Origin of the sequence: Treponema sp. TIM-1, assembly GCF_046533115.1 — a bacterium.
In the GTDB taxonomy this organism is placed as follows: Bacteria; Spirochaetota; Spirochaetia; order Treponematales; family Breznakiellaceae; genus JAIRMO01.
Genome location: NZ_JAJQRC010000057.1, coordinates 1 through 15,076, shown reverse-complemented (window position 1 = coordinate 15,076; position 15,076 = coordinate 1). Strand labels below are relative to the sequence as shown.

Annotated in this window: 13 protein-coding genes; 9 read left to right on the top strand and 4 right to left on the bottom strand. The window is 52.8% G+C overall.

From position 1 onward, the window contains the following. The coding region (locus tag LQZ21_RS13870) for a type II toxin-antitoxin system prevent-host-death family antitoxin (RefSeq protein WP_411045119.1) at nt 1–191 on the top strand (191 nt) is incomplete at its 5' end. Between the two features lie 173 nt (nt 192–364). Here LQZ21_RS13870 and LQZ21_RS13865 read toward each other — a convergent pair. Further along, on the bottom strand, nt 365–1,273 hold the full coding sequence (locus LQZ21_RS13865; protein ID WP_411045118.1) for a LysR family transcriptional regulator: 909 nt from the start codon (nt 1,271–1,273) through the stop codon (nt 365–367). A gap of 121 nt (nt 1,274–1,394) precedes the next feature. Between LQZ21_RS13865 and LQZ21_RS13860 the strand changes: the two genes are divergently transcribed. The 5 genes from LQZ21_RS13860 (at nt 1,395) to LQZ21_RS13840 (ending at nt 6,261) form a co-directional block, all read left to right on the top strand. Further along, the gene (locus LQZ21_RS13860; protein ID WP_411045117.1) at nt 1,395–2,756 is read left to right on the top strand and encodes an acyclic terpene utilization AtuA family protein; all 1,362 of its coding nucleotides are present in this window, start codon (nt 1,395–1,397) and stop codon (nt 2,754–2,756) included. Between the two features lie 15 nt (nt 2,757–2,771). Continuing rightward, nucleotides 2,772–3,077 (top strand): DUF4387 domain-containing protein, encoded by a 306-nt coding sequence (locus LQZ21_RS13855; RefSeq protein ID WP_411045116.1) that lies wholly within the window; start codon nt 2,772–2,774, stop codon nt 3,075–3,077. Nucleotides 3,078–3,237: 160 nt separating this feature from the next. After that, nucleotides 3,238–4,539 carry an SLC13 family permease gene (locus tag LQZ21_RS13850; RefSeq protein WP_411045115.1) on the top strand — a complete coding sequence of 434 codons (1,302 nt, stop codon included), beginning with the start codon at nt 3,238–3,240 and terminating at the stop codon, nt 4,537–4,539. Nucleotides 4,540–4,562: 23 nt separating this feature from the next. Next, a complete protein-coding gene (locus LQZ21_RS13845; RefSeq protein WP_411045114.1) occupies nt 4,563–5,282 on the top strand; it encodes an RraA family protein in 720 nt (239 codons plus the stop codon). 13 nt (nt 5,283–5,295) lie between these two features. Next, the gene (locus LQZ21_RS13840; RefSeq protein WP_411045113.1) at nt 5,296–6,261 is read left to right on the top strand and encodes a D-2-hydroxyacid dehydrogenase; all 966 of its coding nucleotides are present in this window, start codon (nt 5,296–5,298) and stop codon (nt 6,259–6,261) included. A gap of 2 nt (nt 6,262–6,263) precedes the next feature. Here the strand turns inward: LQZ21_RS13840 and LQZ21_RS13835 are convergent, their stop codons facing one another. Further along, nucleotides 6,264–7,583 (bottom strand): lipoprotein N-acyltransferase Lnb domain-containing protein, encoded by a 1,320-nt coding sequence (locus tag LQZ21_RS13835; RefSeq protein WP_411045112.1) that lies wholly within the window; start codon nt 7,581–7,583, stop codon nt 6,264–6,266. Between the two features lie 348 nt (nt 7,584–7,931). On the opposite strand from LQZ21_RS13835, the gene LQZ21_RS13830 reads away from it, so the two are divergent. Together LQZ21_RS13830 and LQZ21_RS13825 are read left to right on the top strand one after the other, a co-directional pair. Beyond that, a complete protein-coding gene (locus LQZ21_RS13830) occupies nt 7,932–8,897 on the top strand; it encodes a bifunctional 4-hydroxy-2-oxoglutarate aldolase/2-dehydro-3-deoxy-phosphogluconate aldolase (protein ID WP_411045111.1) in 966 nt (321 codons plus the stop codon). A gap of 11 nt (nt 8,898–8,908) precedes the next feature. Continuing rightward, nucleotides 8,909–9,931, top strand: coding sequence for a PfkB family carbohydrate kinase (locus tag LQZ21_RS13825; RefSeq protein ID WP_411045110.1), 1,023 nt, complete (start codon nt 8,909–8,911; stop codon nt 9,929–9,931). A gap of 4 nt (nt 9,932–9,935) precedes the next feature. Here the strand turns inward: LQZ21_RS13825 and LQZ21_RS13820 are convergent, their stop codons facing one another. Together LQZ21_RS13820 and LQZ21_RS13815 are read right to left on the bottom strand one after the other, a co-directional pair. After that, nucleotides 9,936–11,324, bottom strand: a complete 1,389-nt coding sequence (locus LQZ21_RS13820) for a Wadjet anti-phage system protein JetD domain-containing protein (RefSeq protein ID WP_411045109.1) — start codon at nt 11,322–11,324, stop codon at nt 9,936–9,938. A gap of 2 nt (nt 11,325–11,326) precedes the next feature. Beyond that, nucleotides 11,327–14,614, bottom strand: coding sequence for an ATP-binding protein (locus LQZ21_RS13815; protein WP_411045108.1), 3,288 nt, complete (start codon nt 14,612–14,614; stop codon nt 11,327–11,329). 137 nt (nt 14,615–14,751) lie between these two features. On the opposite strand from LQZ21_RS13815, the gene LQZ21_RS13810 reads away from it, so the two are divergent. After that, nucleotides 14,752–15,076, top strand: a 325-nt coding sequence (locus LQZ21_RS13810; RefSeq protein WP_411045107.1) for a PD-(D/E)XK nuclease family transposase, incomplete at its 3' end; no start/stop codon positions are given.

Genomic DNA, 15,076 nt, shown 5'->3' with positions numbered 1-15,076 from the left:
ATGCAGAGCCGGTATTCATTACAAAAAATGGAACAGGGGATCTTGCGGTAATGAGTATAGAAACGTATGAGTTATTGGCGGGAAAATTGGAGTTATATTCCCTTATAAATGAGGGCTTAGAACAGGCAAACGATGGAAAAACAAAACCTCTAAAGGAATCAATAAAAACGATTCGAGAGAAAATTATATGATGTTTTACACAATAGATGAAAACGAAAAGAAAGTGGATGTAATAAGATTTTTATATGGCCGAAGAGACTGGAAAAATATTTTAGGAATAAATAATCAACCATAGAAAAATATATTGTAAAGGTCCAACGTCGTGACATATTCACATGGTCAACTCAAGCGGTAAAGAAATAGATCAACCGGTATTTTGCCGCAGCAAAGAATAAACGACGGAGATAAATTCTTTTAACGCCTTTGAAACATAGGCGTTTTTTCGGTAACACAGGTACCTTTGGCGGTAGTAATCTCCCATCAAACTGAATTTCCCGATATGGTGGGTATCGATTTCAATTTTGGCGTTTGGCAGCAAGGTATAGGCAATCCCGCTTTCCGCCATGCGAAGACAGGTCAGCCAATGGTCTGTTTCCAAAATGATATTTGGCGTATACCCAACATCCCTGAGGATCAGATCCTGTATAACGCGCAGGTGATGCTTTTTTTTCATCAGCACAAAGGGCCGGTCCGCCAACTCCGTTAAATCTATACCGGGAAAGGATCTGTTTTTGATAGAAACGGTTTTTTTGGGAATGAAATCAACCGGACTCAACAGCAGCATCTCGTCTTTTGTCAGGGGCATACACACCACATTTGGGTGGGTTGTTTTAGCGGCGTATAGAATGACGTCAAGGAGACCGCTCAATAGTAATTCATCAAGAACCGGAGCATGGTCTTCGGTCAGCTTAAATTGAATTCCGGGAAACCGCTCCATCAAAACGGGAAGAATAGCGGGAATGACAAAAGAAGATTCATGTCCGCAGCCGATATGAAGCTGTCCGGTCAGGCTGTCCTGCATATCGTCGATCTGGCTCTGGAGTTCCTGCATGGTTCCCAGCACCTTTTTGGCCGCCTCAAGGTACTTCTCGCCGGCATAGGTCGGCACCATTGGAACCACACTGCGGTCAAAGATTTTGGCGCCGATCTCTTCTTCCACGCTTGCCAGCAAATTGCTTAAGGAGGGTTGGCTGATGAATAAGTTCTGTGCGGCGGCGGTGACACTTCCTTCTTTTGCGATCTCAAGAATATAACGAAAGTGCCGGTCATTCATAAAGGCCCTCCATATCATAATAAAAAAACTATAATAATTATAATTAAAATAGTATTTGACAAATACAATATACCCGGATATCGTAAAACAGTCAATGTTACCATTTAAGAAGGAGGGTTTAATGAAAACCTGTAAAATACTTATGCCCATCGGCGGGCTTGGAGCCGGGATCAATCAGGAGGCGTTTGACCATGGCATGGCGATGGAGCCGGATGCCATCGCCATTGATGCCGGTTCGACAGACTCCGGACCCGGATATTTGGCAAAGGGCATGTGCAAATGTTCCCGCGCCGCGGTGAAAAATGATTTGAAAATAGCGGTATCAGGCGCGATGAAAGCCGGTATTCCGCTGCTGGTAGGCAGCTGCGGCACCTGTGGAACCGATAACATGGTGGATGAGTGCGGCGACATAGTTGAAGAAATTTTCCGGGAAGCGGGGTTTCACGGTAAAATTGCCAAAGTATATTCCCAGCAAAAGCCCGAAGTTCTGAAAAAGAAATGGGATGCGGGGAAAATTCATCCGCTGGAGGGTGCGCCGGAAATCACCAGAGAGACCTTTGATGAATGCAGCAATATTGTCGCGGTAATCGGCGCGGAACCCTTTATCGAGGCGGTAAAAAACGGCGCGGATGTTGTCCTGGCGGGACGCGCTACGGACACGGCGATTATCGCGGCGCTGCCGGTTGATTGGGGGTGCAGCGTAGCCGCCGCATGGCATGGAGCCAAAACCGTGGAGTGCGGCGCCCAATGCGCCGACAAGTCCGACGGCATGGGGGTCTTCTTAACGGTCGATGAAACGGGGTTTTATGTAAAGCCGCTGATGCCTGACGCCCATTGCACCCCCTATACGGTTTCCGCGCATCTGCTTTATGAAAACGCCGATCCCTTCTACCTGAAAGAGCCCTCGGGAACGATGCTGACCAAGAACGCGGTTTACACGCAGGTCGATGAGTACACGGTCTATGTAACGGGATCGGAATTTGAACATGCCGATCAATATACGATGAAGCTGGAAGGCGCGGCCTTGACCGGATACCAGAATATAAGCCTGGTCGGTATGGCGAACCGGAAAGTACTCGCTGATCCGGAAAAATGGATCAAGAATATCAGCGAATATGTGGACCGCTACATTCAGAAGCTGGGCATCCCCCACGAAGACTACTCATTCAATTTTAAGGCCTACGGATATAATGCGGTGATTTCCGGACCGGTCCCCGAGGGAACCCCGCCGCCGAGGGAGATTGGGATGCTGCTTACCGTTACCGCCAAGACCCAGGAACTGGCGACCCAGATAGCCAAAGTTTTCAATCCCTATCTGCTCCACTTTCCGGCGGATTTCAGCGAGCAAATGCCAAGCTTTGCGTTTCCGTTTTCTCCGGTCGACACGCCCCGGGGGGCAACCTATGAATTTAAGCTGCATCATGTGGTTGACGTGCAGGATCCGCTGGAACTCGTCCGCATTGATTATGTGGATATTAAATAGCAAGGGGTGAATGATATGGCGATGGTTCAGGAATTGGCGCAGTATGTGCGCTCGAAAAATGCCGGTCCGTTTTGGGTTACGCTGGAAATATTCTGTGATAACGATGTTTCGTACAATACCATCAAGAATTCTCCAAACGTCACCAAAGAGCGGGTGGCTCAACTCTACGGCGTTGACGGTGAAAAAACCAAAGTGTTTTATGTCGACAATATCCGGGTTATCAAGTTTTCATTTCCCCGGGCGCTTCCTTCGGGACACAAATATGAAAATGATATGCACGCGGGGCAACAGTATATCCGCCTGGCCGAGACAGAAATATAGGTGTTGTTTAGGGAAAGGAACAGGTGTTACGCTTCGCGTAACATTTCCGATTGGATCATAGCGGCAAGGTGCCGCTTAAATAAAGGAGTAGGCGTTACGTTTCACGTAACACTTCCGATTGGATCATAGCGGCAAAAGTCGCTTAAAAAGAGGGGGTAAGATGATGCTGGTTTTGGCGACTGTTTTTTTATTGGCGGTTTTATTGATCCTGATCTTGAAAAGTAATTTCCTGCCGGGGAATATCATGGCGCTGCTTCCGATTGCGGTGGCCCTCGTTATCGGAACCGGTTTTTCCAATACGCTTGGATTTGTCCATGAGGGCATCAGTGATGTATTGGTAATCGCGGCGCTGTTAATCTTCGCTACTATCTACTTTGGGGTCATGTCCGACGCGGGACTTTTTGAACCCATTATCAACCGGTTGCTGCGAAGCAGGCTCATCGGCAAAAGCGTGTTTAGCGTGGTCGCGGTAACGGCGTTGATTGCGGTAGTTACCCATTTGGACGGTCAGGGAATAACCACCCTTATGGTAACGGTTCCCCCCATGCTGATTGTGTTCGACAAATTGAAAATAAGCCGGACCTTGATGGCGCTCATTTTTTGTACCGTAGTTACCACCATGAACATCCTTCCCTGGGCCGGACCTGCGGCCCGGGCGGCGACCGTTCTCGGCCTGGAGGATGTGATGATCCTGTATCGCAAGCTTGCTCCGGTGCAGGTCATCAGCCTCATTTCAAGTTTCGTCATCCTGTATTTTGCTTCCCGGGCGGAACAAAAACGCGGACTCTTCATCCCCGCCGGGGATGTCCAATTAGTGGGACAAATCGCCGTCTCCGAAGAAACAAAGGCCCTGCAGCGTCCCAAGCTTTTTTGGATTAATCTGATTATAACGGTAATCCTCATCGCTTCCCTGTTTATTGGCGTGCCTTCCTACATCGGCTTTCTCATAGGCTGCGCCATCGTGCTTCCCCTTAACTACCGTACCGCCAAGGAACAAAATGCCCGGATTAAGTCTTATGCGGGCAATCTTCTCGTAAACGTGTATACCGTTGTGGGAGCCGGGGCGCTGCTGGGGATCATGGACGGAACCGGTATGTTTGACGCGCTCGCAAACGCCATTGTTTCTGTAATTCCTTCGCAGTTAAACAGCGTTATCCATATCATCGTGGGACTGTTGGTTACGCCCCTCAGTTGGCTGCTCAACGCCGACGCGATGATTTACGGCGTTATGCCGGTGATGGTGAATATCGGCGCCCAATACAACGTTTCGCCGGACACGGTGGCATCCATGTTCGTCGTGGGACGCTGTTTGGGAGGCGGGCTCTGCCTGACCACTGCTTCGACCTATCTTGGCCTTGGGTTGATGGGCCTCAATTACCGGGACGCTTTCAAGGTGATATTTAAATGGAGCCTTTTACTGGGAACCACTATGGTGATCCTCACGGCAATTATAGTAAAATAGCCGGTGAAAAGGAGGACTTGGATATGCTGCTCAACAGAGAACAAGTTGCGGAACTTCAGGAATTTGATACGCCGACCGTATGGAACGCGCTGGAGTGCTTTAAACTGCGGTCGAATAGTATAGGATTTTCTTATCCCGGATTGCTGCTGAGGACACCCGCGGATAAGCCCATGGTCGGATATGCGGCAACCGCAAAAGTGTCCGGCCTTGTTCCGCCGACGGATGCGCAAAAAGAGCTGATGTTTGCCTATTTTCAGGATGTTCTGGAGACTGAAAACCCGGTAGTTGCGGTGGTGCAGGATATTGATGAGCATCCCATCGGTTCCTTTTGGGGTGAAGTACAGGCGACGACGTTCAAGGCCCTGGGCGCGGTCGGAACCCTCACCCAAGGCGGGGTGCGGGATCTCAATGAGGTCGGGCAGCTTGGCTTTCAATTCTTTTCAACGGATATTATGGTTGCCCGCGCGGAATCCCATCTGGTTGACCGGAAATGTCCGGTTTATATCTGTGGAATGACCGTAAATCCCGGCGACTTAATTCATGCCGATTGTCATGGCGCGGTGGTCATCCCCATTGAAGCCGCCCTGAAGTTGGCGGATGTATGCCGCCGTGTATCCGATGCGGAACTGTCGGTTCTTAAACCCTGCCGCGAGGCAATCAAAAAAGGTGAGAAGCCGACAGTGGATCAACTGCGAACCTGGCGTAGTGAAATGGCAAAACAACGCGGAAAGGTTGAACTATGAAAAGGGTTAAAATATGAAAATAGTGATTTTAGATGGGTATACCGAAAATCCCGGGGATTTAAGCTGGGAAGGGTTTGAAAAATTAGGGGAGCTTACGGTTTATGATCGTACTTCGCTTACCGACAATCAGGAAATAATCAGTCGTATTGGAGATGCTGAGGCGGTTATTACCAATAAAACACCCATTAATGCAGATGTTATGATGCATTGCAATAACATCCGTTATATTGGGATGTTGGCAACCGGGTATAATATTATTGATACCCAGGCGGCAAAAAACAGGGGGATCCCGGTATGTAATATACCAACCTACGGCACGGCCGCTGTCGCGCAATTTGCCATTGCCCTGCTTTTGGAAATTTGCCATCATATCGGGCACCACCATAGGGCAGTACACGAGGGGAGATGGGAACATAGCAGCGATTTTTGTTTTTGGGATTATCCCCTGATAGAGCTGAACGGTAAAACTATGGGGATTATCGGCTTTGGCAGGATCGGTCAGGCTACCGGAACTATTGCCAAGGCATTGGGAATGAAGGTAGTGGCTTACGATCAATCCCCCACTGATTCAGGCAGACAAATAGCGCCATACGTTTCCCTGGATGAGCTTTTTGCCAAGTCAGATGTAATCAGCCTGCACTGTCCCCTTTTTCCGGAAACCCAGGGGCTCATCAATAAAACCACTATTGAAAAGATGAAGGACGGCGTTATCCTTTTGAATAACTCCCGCGGACCTTTGGTTGTTGAGCAGGATCTGGCCGATGCGTTGAACAGCGGCAAAATATATGCGGCGGGTTTAGACGTGGTGTCCACCGAGCCCATAAAAGGGGATAATCCGCTGCTTACGGCAAAGAACTGTATCATTACCCCGCATATTTCATGGGCGCCGCGTGAAAGCCGGGCCCGGCTCATGGATATAGCCGTTAAAAACCTCGCCGCATTCATACAGGGAAATCCAATAAATGTAGTGAATGTTTGAATCTAAGGCTGTTGTTTTAAGCGAAGTTTCTTTTGTACCATAACCGCCAGGTCTTCCAAAAAACTCAATACAGCGGCGGATGGGATAATAAGAAACAAGTTAAGCGTGTTATCTGAACGATTAACACCGCTTATTCTTAAAATGATAGTAAAAACACATCCAAATAAAATATATGTCCATAGCCCTTTTAAGACCCGGGAATAAAAGATCCGTTTGTGTTCCTGCTTTTTAAATGCAGACAAAATCCCCAAGGGCACGCCGAAAAAAAGAAGCGGATTGGCATAGATGATGTTTAGATTGTTATAGGTGTATGTATGATGAGAAAAAAACATCGCGTAAAAAAGAACTGTTCCCGCCAATGCCCAATATAACGTTATAAGGCTTTTGACAATACCAGAAATAATAAGAACACTTCTATGCTTTTTTTCAAACATGACTAACAGTATAAGCACAACGGCTCCGGTCATCCCGGCAAAAAATGCGTATAATTCGCCGCGCGGCGGCTTTGATAGAACCACCGGCCTTCCAACGGCGGTATTTATTTTTTCGATACTGCTTACCAGGAGCTGTCTGTTTTTCTTTGCATCGGTATAAGTAAAATCAACAATGGCTGCGGTAAATTCGGAGGGCAGGAACATTTCTTCAAACCTTGATACGGGTTTATCAATTTCCCCGCCCATGATAAAGTTTAATATCACATACATAACAGCAGAACGGTAGAGATGCCGTTCCGCATGTTCCCGTAGCGTAAATCGCCCGTTTTCATTTTTATATTTTTCTGTAAATTTCCCTTCAAGTACCTTGTCAATGATGTATATTACCCGTGTCACACAGTTATCGGTAAACAGCTTGTAAACATAGTTCCGGTTTTCCGGCAAAACATTCCAGTTTAACGCATAAATAATTTGTTCTTTTTGCCGGCTGTCCAGATTTAAGGTATAAACGGTTATGTCACGGTTGTTTTTTATATACCATTCAAGTTCATCCTGGGCGGTACTGACCATTACTTTGTAATTCAGATCTCCTTTAAGAAAATTACGGACCAAATGAGGATCATCAAAGGAAAAAACGCCGAAATCATAACAGAGGGATTCACCGGTAAGCTCATTGTCCACCATAACTGCCAAGTGCCCCCACCACGAAAAAAACTCGTCCCCCGGTCCTATTTCAACAATCCTAACGGTTAAATACTCACCCGGTATCTTTTCCTGCGCGGCAAGGTATATCGGACAAAGGATAAAAAACAAGGATATACAAAAGATGTATGGGGACAAGCTTCTCTTCCCGGTAAATTTTTTTGACAGGGCATGGTTCTTTCGCATTGAATCATTATAGACGAATAATGGGTTTTAGTGAATTATCAAAACAAAATTTTTACTCTCATCTGAATCAGCTGATGGTTCTGGTAAAGGTCCCATTCCTCCATATCAGCGGTGTTTTTTGATGGTACTGATTCCGATAGCTCCATAAGGACCCGCGCGGAAATAACATGACCAATCGGTCATGTTATTTCTGCGCGGGTCCTAACGGCTGCCCGTCGTGATGAGACATTTCAAAATGGCTCAACCCCCTCTTTTCGGTTGCTTTTTCGATGTCTTACTGTGGCCCCTTGCGTCCTGTTGGCATCTCTATTATACTACAGTATAAATCCCCTTCGTAAAGGACATTGTATGGTTACCGTATTGGAAGAAATTGGAAAAATTGGTATTGTGCCGGTCATTAAGATCGATGATCCGGAAAAGGCGGTCCCCCTGGCGCGGGCGCTTCTGGCCGGTGGAATTCCCTGCGCGGAGATCACCTTCCGAACCAGTCAGGGGGAAGCGGCCCTGAGCCGGATAAGCCGGGAAGTTCCGGAGATCCTCGTTGGGGCCGGTACGGTTTTGACCGTTGAGCAGGTCGATAAAGCGATTGCCGCGGGGGCAAAGTTCATCGTCAGCCCCGGATTTAATCCCCGGGTGGTGCGGCACTGTATTGATAAGGGCATCCCCATTACCCCGGGCTGTTCCAATCCCTCGGATATGGAGGCCGCCCTGGAAGCGGGGCTTGGGGTGGTTAAGTTTTTTCCCGCCGAACAGTCGGGAGGGCTGGATTATATCAAGGCTGTGGCCGCCCCCTACACCACCCTCAAATTCATGCCCACCGGGGGAATTAATCCGGGAAACATCGCTTCCTATATCGCCTACGAAAAGATCCTCGCCTGCGGCGGGTCCTGGATGGTTCCTGCGGACCGGATCAACGCCGGGGATTTTGAAACCATCACCACCCTTTGCCGGGAAGCGGTGTCCAAGATTCTGGGCTTCTCCCTGGTCCATGTGGGGATCAACGCGGCCAATGAAACCGAAGCGTTAAAGGCGGCCCGGCTTTTTGAGAGCCTGTTTGGTTTTACCCCCAATGTCGGGAACAGTTCTATCTTTGCCGGGGAGGGGATTGAAATTATGAAGTCCCCCTATCTGGGCAAAAACGGGCATATCGCTATCGGAACCAACAGCCTCAAGCGGGGCATCGCCTGCCTGGAACGGAAGGGTTTTACCTTTAACACCAACAGCGCAAAAGTCGATGCCAAGGGAACCTTAACCGCCCTGTATCTGAGCGATGAAATCGCCGGCTTCGCGGTACATCTGGTACAAAAAAAGTAAAGGAGCATGGTATGGAACGGGTTGTTACCTTTGGTGAAATAATGCTGCGCCTGGCCCCGGAGGGCTATTACCGTTTTGTCCAGGCCCACACCCTGGGGGCCACCTTTGGCGGCGGGGAGGCTAATGTGGCGGTTTCCCTGGCCAATTTCGGCCTCAATGCCGCCTTTATCACCAAATTGCCTAAACACGAAATCGGTCAGGCCGCCGTAAACAAGCTTCGGGAATTCGGGGTAGACACTTCCGGAATTGTCCGGGGCGGGAACCGGGTGGGGATCTATTTTCTTGAGAAGGGGGCCTCTCAACGGCCCTCCAAGGTTATCTATGATCGGGCCCATTCCGCCATTGCCGAGGCCGCCCCGGAAGATTTTAACTGGAAGGCCCTTTTGCAGGGCGCGGCGTGGTTTCACTTTACCGGCATTACCCCCGCCCTGGGGGATACGGTGGCGCGTATAACCCAGGAAGCCTGCAAACAGGCCCAGGCCCAGGGTATCCCTGTTTCCTGCGACCTCAACTACCGCAAAAACCTGTGGTCCCGGGAAAAGGCCGGGGAAGTCATGGGCCGCCTCATGGAATACGTGGATGTCTGCATCGCCAACGAAGAGGACGCCGCGGATGTTTTTGGCATTCATGCGGATAATTCCGATGTTTCAGGCGGAAAGATAAGCCGGGAAGGGTATCAGGGGGTGGCAAAGGCTCTTTCGGAACGCTTTGGCTTTAAGAAGGTGGCCATTACTTTGCGGGAATCGATCTCGGCCAACGATAACAACTGGGCCGCCATGCTTTATGAAGGCGGGGCCTTTTATTTTTCCAAAAAATACCCGGTCCGGATCGTTGACCGGGTGGGGGGCGGCGACAGTTTCGGAGCGGGCCTTATCTACGGAACCCTCAAGTCCCTGGGCCCTCAGGGAACCATCGAATTCGCCGTAGCCGCAAGCTGCCTCAAGCACAGCATCGAGGGGGACTTCAACCAAGTCTCGGTGGACGAGGTACAAAAACTCGCCGGCGGGGACGCCTCGGGCAGAGTCCAGCGGTAACGAATTACCGGTAGTCGATTATTTCCTGTTCCACTCCCAGCCCTGTTTCTTCTATACGTTGGATGAGTTCCTCCATTCCCGGGAGAGACCGGGTTTCACCGGTGATAAGTCCGAGCCGCCGCAGCATTGTGGGTTCCAGTTTTTTGCCGCAGTTCCGGTAACGGTCAAAGGTGGCCGCGTCCATCCGGAGGGGCTGTATCGTTTTCCCCGCGATTTCCCCCAGCTCCTGGAGGATGAGGATGCCGTCGGGGTCCAGGTCGCCGGCATGGAAAAAGGTAAATCCCGATTGGGCGAGCAGCGATACCAGGGCTTGAACTGCCCGGTTGGGATGGCCCCCAATATAGAGGAAGCAGGTATAACCCGGCAGGGATTCCGCCAGCACGAAAAAGGTTTCTTTGTTTTCGATCATCAACACCGACGCGGTTTTTCCCTCCAGGGGCGTGACGGCTCCCAATTTCAGGATCGTTCCCAGGGGAAAGCCGAGGATGCTTCCCGCAGCGTTTACCAGGGGAGGCGTAGTGTTTTCCGGGAGGCGGGGCGGCTCCCCTTCCCCCATACCGGATGGGGGAAGGCCGGGATCAGGGGTCTTCTTAAAATGAAGGATGATCTTGCCGGCGATAAAGGTTTCGGGGTAGGAGCGGTCCAAAAAAGCAAAATCCGGGACCGCGGCCCCCATTCTCCGGGCCCGGCTGAGGAGGGGGCTCAAGAGGCTGATCAGGGCTTCCAGCCGTTTTGAATCCCCGTAGAGGGCAACCGACAGGGCCCGGAGGGTAAGCCCCTGAATTTTGTCCGGCCCCTGGATGGCGGCTCCTATCCCGGAAAAAAAGCCGGTAAGATGGGCCAGATCCGTTACCGCGATAACATCGATCCCCAGGGCCGCGTCCTGGGGGGTGAAGTTTTCGGCGATAAATGAAAACAGGGCAATTTCGGTTTCCCCGGTTTTGTGGGCCCTGGTACCCATGGCTTGGTGATACCCCTGGGCGGCAAGCGCTAAGCCCCGGGCAAGCTTCCGGACATCTTCGGCCACGATCCGGGGGGAGGGCTTTCCCGCCAACTCAAAGAGCAGATCCGCCTTCCCGCAGACTAAGGCGGCGGGAACCTCACCTTTACGGTGGCGGACCCAGATGAGGGAGAGGAGGCCCCGCTGTTCCAGGGCTTCGGCGGCCTCCAAAAAAGATTCCCGGTCATCCGGGGAGGCCCCTTCAAACCCGGGAAAGATCCGGTCCAAGCGCAGCCTGAGGGGCCGGGGCTCCCCGGCCGGGCTTTCACCACCGGCCGGGCCTGCCGGGGCGGCGGCTTGGGCCGAACCCGCTGCGCCGGAAATCGCGGCTGCGGCGGAGGCGGGGTATCGTTCGACAAAAGCGTCGATGATCCGTTTTTCCCAGGCCGTCATGGTCAGGTCCCCGCAGCGGCGGCCCCGGCAGCGGCCTCGTCGGCGCTATGATCGGTGTGAAAATCCCGCACCCGGGCGGAGTAGCCGTGGCGGATCACCAGGTTGATCCGGTCCATGTGGGGGGCGATGGCCTCGATCTTTTCCGTGGGGACGGAGCTGATAATCTGGATGTTCAGGTCCCGGTAAAATTTCAGGATCTTGCCGATCCGCTCGTCGTCCATGCGGTTAAAAGCCTCGTCAAACATCACGAGCCGTATGGTGGACTCGGGCCGGGCCTTGTAGAAGCGGTAAAAACTCGCCGCAATGGCCACGTAGTAGGGGGTTTGGGTTTCGCCGCCGGATTTTTCCCGGAGCACCTTGGACAGGGAAAGCTCCACCGGTTTTCCCGTGGCTTGATCGATCACATCGGTTTCTTTGATCTTGATGTCGTAATGAAAGTAGGTCCGGTAATCGCAGATGCTCCGCAGCTCCGGGGAGTCGAGGTTGGCGTTGAGGATCCGTTCAAAGAGGTCCTGGGCGGCCTTCAGCTCCCCGGGGTCCGTAAGCTGGGAAAAGAGGCCGTCCTCCTGGGCGGGAATTTCCGCGGCCTTCCGGATAATCTCGATCTGCCCCCTCCGGTCGCTCCGCTCCTCCAGGGTAAAGCGGTACTGATCCTGGCCGAAACTCAAGGACCGCAGAATATCGTTGATCTCCCGGAAACTTTCCCGGGCCTCCTCAATAAGCTCGTTGAGGCGGGAGATGAAGTGATCCTTGAATTCCTTTTCCGCATCCTGCCGGGCCCGGGCGATCTTTTCCCGGTACTCCGGCAGTTCCGAAGTTTCCAGCCGTTTTAGAATACGCTCGGCCTCGTCGTTCTCCGAAGGTTCCAGGGAGAGGAGGGCGTTAAACTCCCGGTCATAAGCTTGGGCCAGGTTTTGATATTCCCGTTTAAGGTTATCCACCCGGGTCCGGTAGCCTTTGAGGGTGGATTCATAACTGTTGGCCAAATCCCGGAGGCTGTTTTTTTCGATCTGTTTTTCCGCGTATCCCTCACACTCCCCGATTTCCAGGGGATATTCCTCGGCAAAGCGGCGGATATTCCCCTCTTTTTCCTCCAGGGTTTGGGCAATAGCCTCAAGCTCCTCCTGGTAGGCGGCCGCACTCCGACTTACCCCGCCCAGGCTTTCGTGCAGGCGGTTGATCTCGGTTTCGGCGTTTCGAATTTCTTTGGCCAGGGCGTCCCGTTTTTCCTGCAGTTCCCGAAAGCTCCTGGTGTCCACGGCGGCCAGTTCTTCTTGGGAACGGGCCAGATCAACGGTGAGTTTCGCGCAAATCTCCACCGCGGGGAGGAGGAATTGCAGTTCCGTGAGGGTCCGCGCTGCCCGGTGAAAGAGGTCCTCCCGGGTTTCCGCCTCCTTCTCCCGGGCCTCCGCCTGGTCCCGTTCTTGCCGGAGCCGTTCCGATTCGGCCAGAAGGAATTCCCGCCGTTCCTTCCGGGCGGCCTGGCCCAGATAGTGGCGGCGGTACACATCCTCCCGGATCCGGGAGGCGGTATGATTGCCGTAGGTCATGCATTCTTTGGTAACGGCGAAACCATACTTTTTAAGGCTGCCGATATCGGCGCGGATCACCTCCCCCAGCACATAATCCAGGTAGATCCGGGCATAGGGGGAATTGGTACTGACCAGTTCCGCGAGGCTCCCCTTCCGTTTTTCAGCGCCCCGCATCTTTTCCAGGTTGGGGAGAAAGGCCCCGGCAATGTTCCGGGGAAGGCCGTCGTAAATTTCCAGCGCCTTTTGAAAATCAGCGGCATCCACCAGGAGGGCAAAGCGGCGGGTATTGAGCCAGCCCTCCACCGCGTCGGCCCAAGCGGGATCATCGATCTCGGCGATGTCCGCGAGGAACCATGCGGAGACCCCCGCTTTTTCCAGGGCATCCCGGAGGGCGGTGGGGGCGTCCGGGTAATGGAGGATGCCCTTCTCCAAGTCCGCGAGTTCCGCCAATACCTCCCGCAGGGCCAGAACCGCCTCGTTTTTTAAGCGCCGGGCCTCCTCCTTTTCCGCCCGGCTTTTCCCTTCCTCCTCCTCCACGACCCGCATATCCTCTCCGGGATTTTCCCCCAGGGGCCGGCCCAAAAGACTTTCGCACTGGGACCTGAGAAGCCGGTACCGGTCCGCCCGGGGCTGGGCCTCTTCCAGATCCTTTTGTAGGCGGCTGATCCGTTCCTCAATGCGCTGGTAGAGGATGTGGGTTTCGTTGGCCGCCAGGCTCATATCGGTTTCCCGTTGTTCCTGCTCCCATTCAAAGCGCTGCCGTTCCCGGGATTCAATTTCCTTTTTAAGAGAGACGGCCTTCTCCTCGACTTCGGTCAAGCGGCGGGACCGGTCCTGTCGTTTTTGTTCCTCCAGGTCCCGCTCTATCCTGAGCTTCAAATATTCCTGTTTCAGGATAAGGCCCTGGTAGTTGCGCCACTCCGCCGCCCGGAGGCTTATCTTTCTCAGGGCATCGATCCGCAAAACCGCACCCCGGGCTTCACGCTCCGCTTCCTTGTAGCTTTCCAGGTTGTCCTTCATGGTGGTAATTTCCACCGGCCGGTCTTCCAGGATATAATCGCACACAAAACGATCCACCGATACCAGGGGCGTAAAACTCACCGACCGGGTAAAAGCTTCCAGATAGGGATTATACTCCACATAGCGCCGCCACACCCCAAGCCGGTTCGTAAAGTCCCGCAAGTAGAGCCGCTTGGAATCGTAAAAGACAACATTCCCCCCGGCCAGGAGGTCCCGGAATTGGCGGTACACCAGGGGCGCCCCCTCCGCGGTCCGTACAGGGACTGCGGCGATGGAAACATGGTCCCCAATCCAGAAATGTTCCGTTAGCTTCCCGTCGGTATAGGCCTCCACGCAGACCGCGGCAACAAAACCGCTCCCCGTATCCGGGCGGCCGGACGCCGCAGCGCCGCCGGACAGCGGGGAGGCGCCGCTTTTTTCCGCGCCAGCCGCCGTCCCCCCGGAGAATTCCAGCATCACATGGGCCACCGTATCCCCCCGGTGATACTCCGTATCGTCGGCCCCCAACTTGCACCGTACATACCCCATCAGGTCCCGGCCGCCCCCCTTACGATCCCCTGCGGCGGCGTTAAACCGGGCCTTCCGGAGGTCTGCGGCCATGGCGTATTGGATGGCGTCGATAATGGTGGATTTACCGGAACCGTTATCCCCCGCCAAAAGACAACGATTTCCGATATCGATCACCGTGTCCTCAAAGTTATGCCAATTCACCAGCCGTATCCGTTCCAGGGTGATCATGAAAATCTCCTCTGGAAATCATGATACCATTATCCTTAAATTTTGGCGAGGGGAAAAAGTGTCAGTCACTCTTTCCGGCTGAAATTTCCTATTGGAAAAAAACCTTTCCCGATGTATATTCATTATCAGGAGGCTCTATGCACATCATTCATCTGGACGAAACCGACGATCCCGTCAATATCTGCTATGACAACGTGTTCAAGGCGGTCTTTACCCAGAAAACACGCGAGTCCCGGATCGCCCTCTCCCGGCTCGTCTCCGCCATGACCGGACGGAGCCTCACGGTTGTCTCCATCACGGCCAATGAGCCCCCGCCCCAGAGCCTGCGGGACCGGCAGATCCGCTTCGACATCCCCTGTAAAGCCGAGGACGGCGAACCGGTCAACATCGAAATGTCCCTGAACCCCGACACCTTCGAGCTGGTCCGCCTTGAGTTCCTGGCGGGGAAATTATTCACCGGCC

Coding starts and splice junctions, on each gene's coding strand:
- LQZ21_RS13865 (WP_411045118.1), bottom strand. CDS start 1,273: ATGAATGACCGGCACTTTCGTTATATTCTTGAGATCGCAAAAGAAGGA.
- LQZ21_RS13860 (WP_411045117.1), top strand. CDS start 1,395: ATGAAAACCTGTAAAATACTTATGCCCATCGGCGGGCTTGGAGCCGGG.
- LQZ21_RS13855 (WP_411045116.1), top strand. CDS start 2,772: ATGGCGATGGTTCAGGAATTGGCGCAGTATGTGCGCTCGAAAAATGCC.
- LQZ21_RS13850 (WP_411045115.1), top strand. CDS start 3,238: ATGATGCTGGTTTTGGCGACTGTTTTTTTATTGGCGGTTTTATTGATC.
- LQZ21_RS13845 (WP_411045114.1), top strand. CDS start 4,563: ATGCTGCTCAACAGAGAACAAGTTGCGGAACTTCAGGAATTTGATACG.
- LQZ21_RS13840 (WP_411045113.1), top strand. CDS start 5,296: ATGAAAATAGTGATTTTAGATGGGTATACCGAAAATCCCGGGGATTTA.
- LQZ21_RS13835 (WP_411045112.1), bottom strand. CDS start 7,583: ATGCGAAAGAACCATGCCCTGTCAAAAAAATTTACCGGGAAGAGAAGC.
- LQZ21_RS13830 (WP_411045111.1), top strand. CDS start 7,932: ATGGTTACCGTATTGGAAGAAATTGGAAAAATTGGTATTGTGCCGGTC.
- LQZ21_RS13825 (WP_411045110.1), top strand. CDS start 8,909: ATGGAACGGGTTGTTACCTTTGGTGAAATAATGCTGCGCCTGGCCCCG.
- LQZ21_RS13820 (WP_411045109.1), bottom strand. CDS start 11,324: ATGACGGCCTGGGAAAAACGGATCATCGACGCTTTTGTCGAACGATAC.
- LQZ21_RS13815 (WP_411045108.1), bottom strand. CDS start 14,614: ATGATCACCCTGGAACGGATACGGCTGGTGAATTGGCATAACTTTGAG.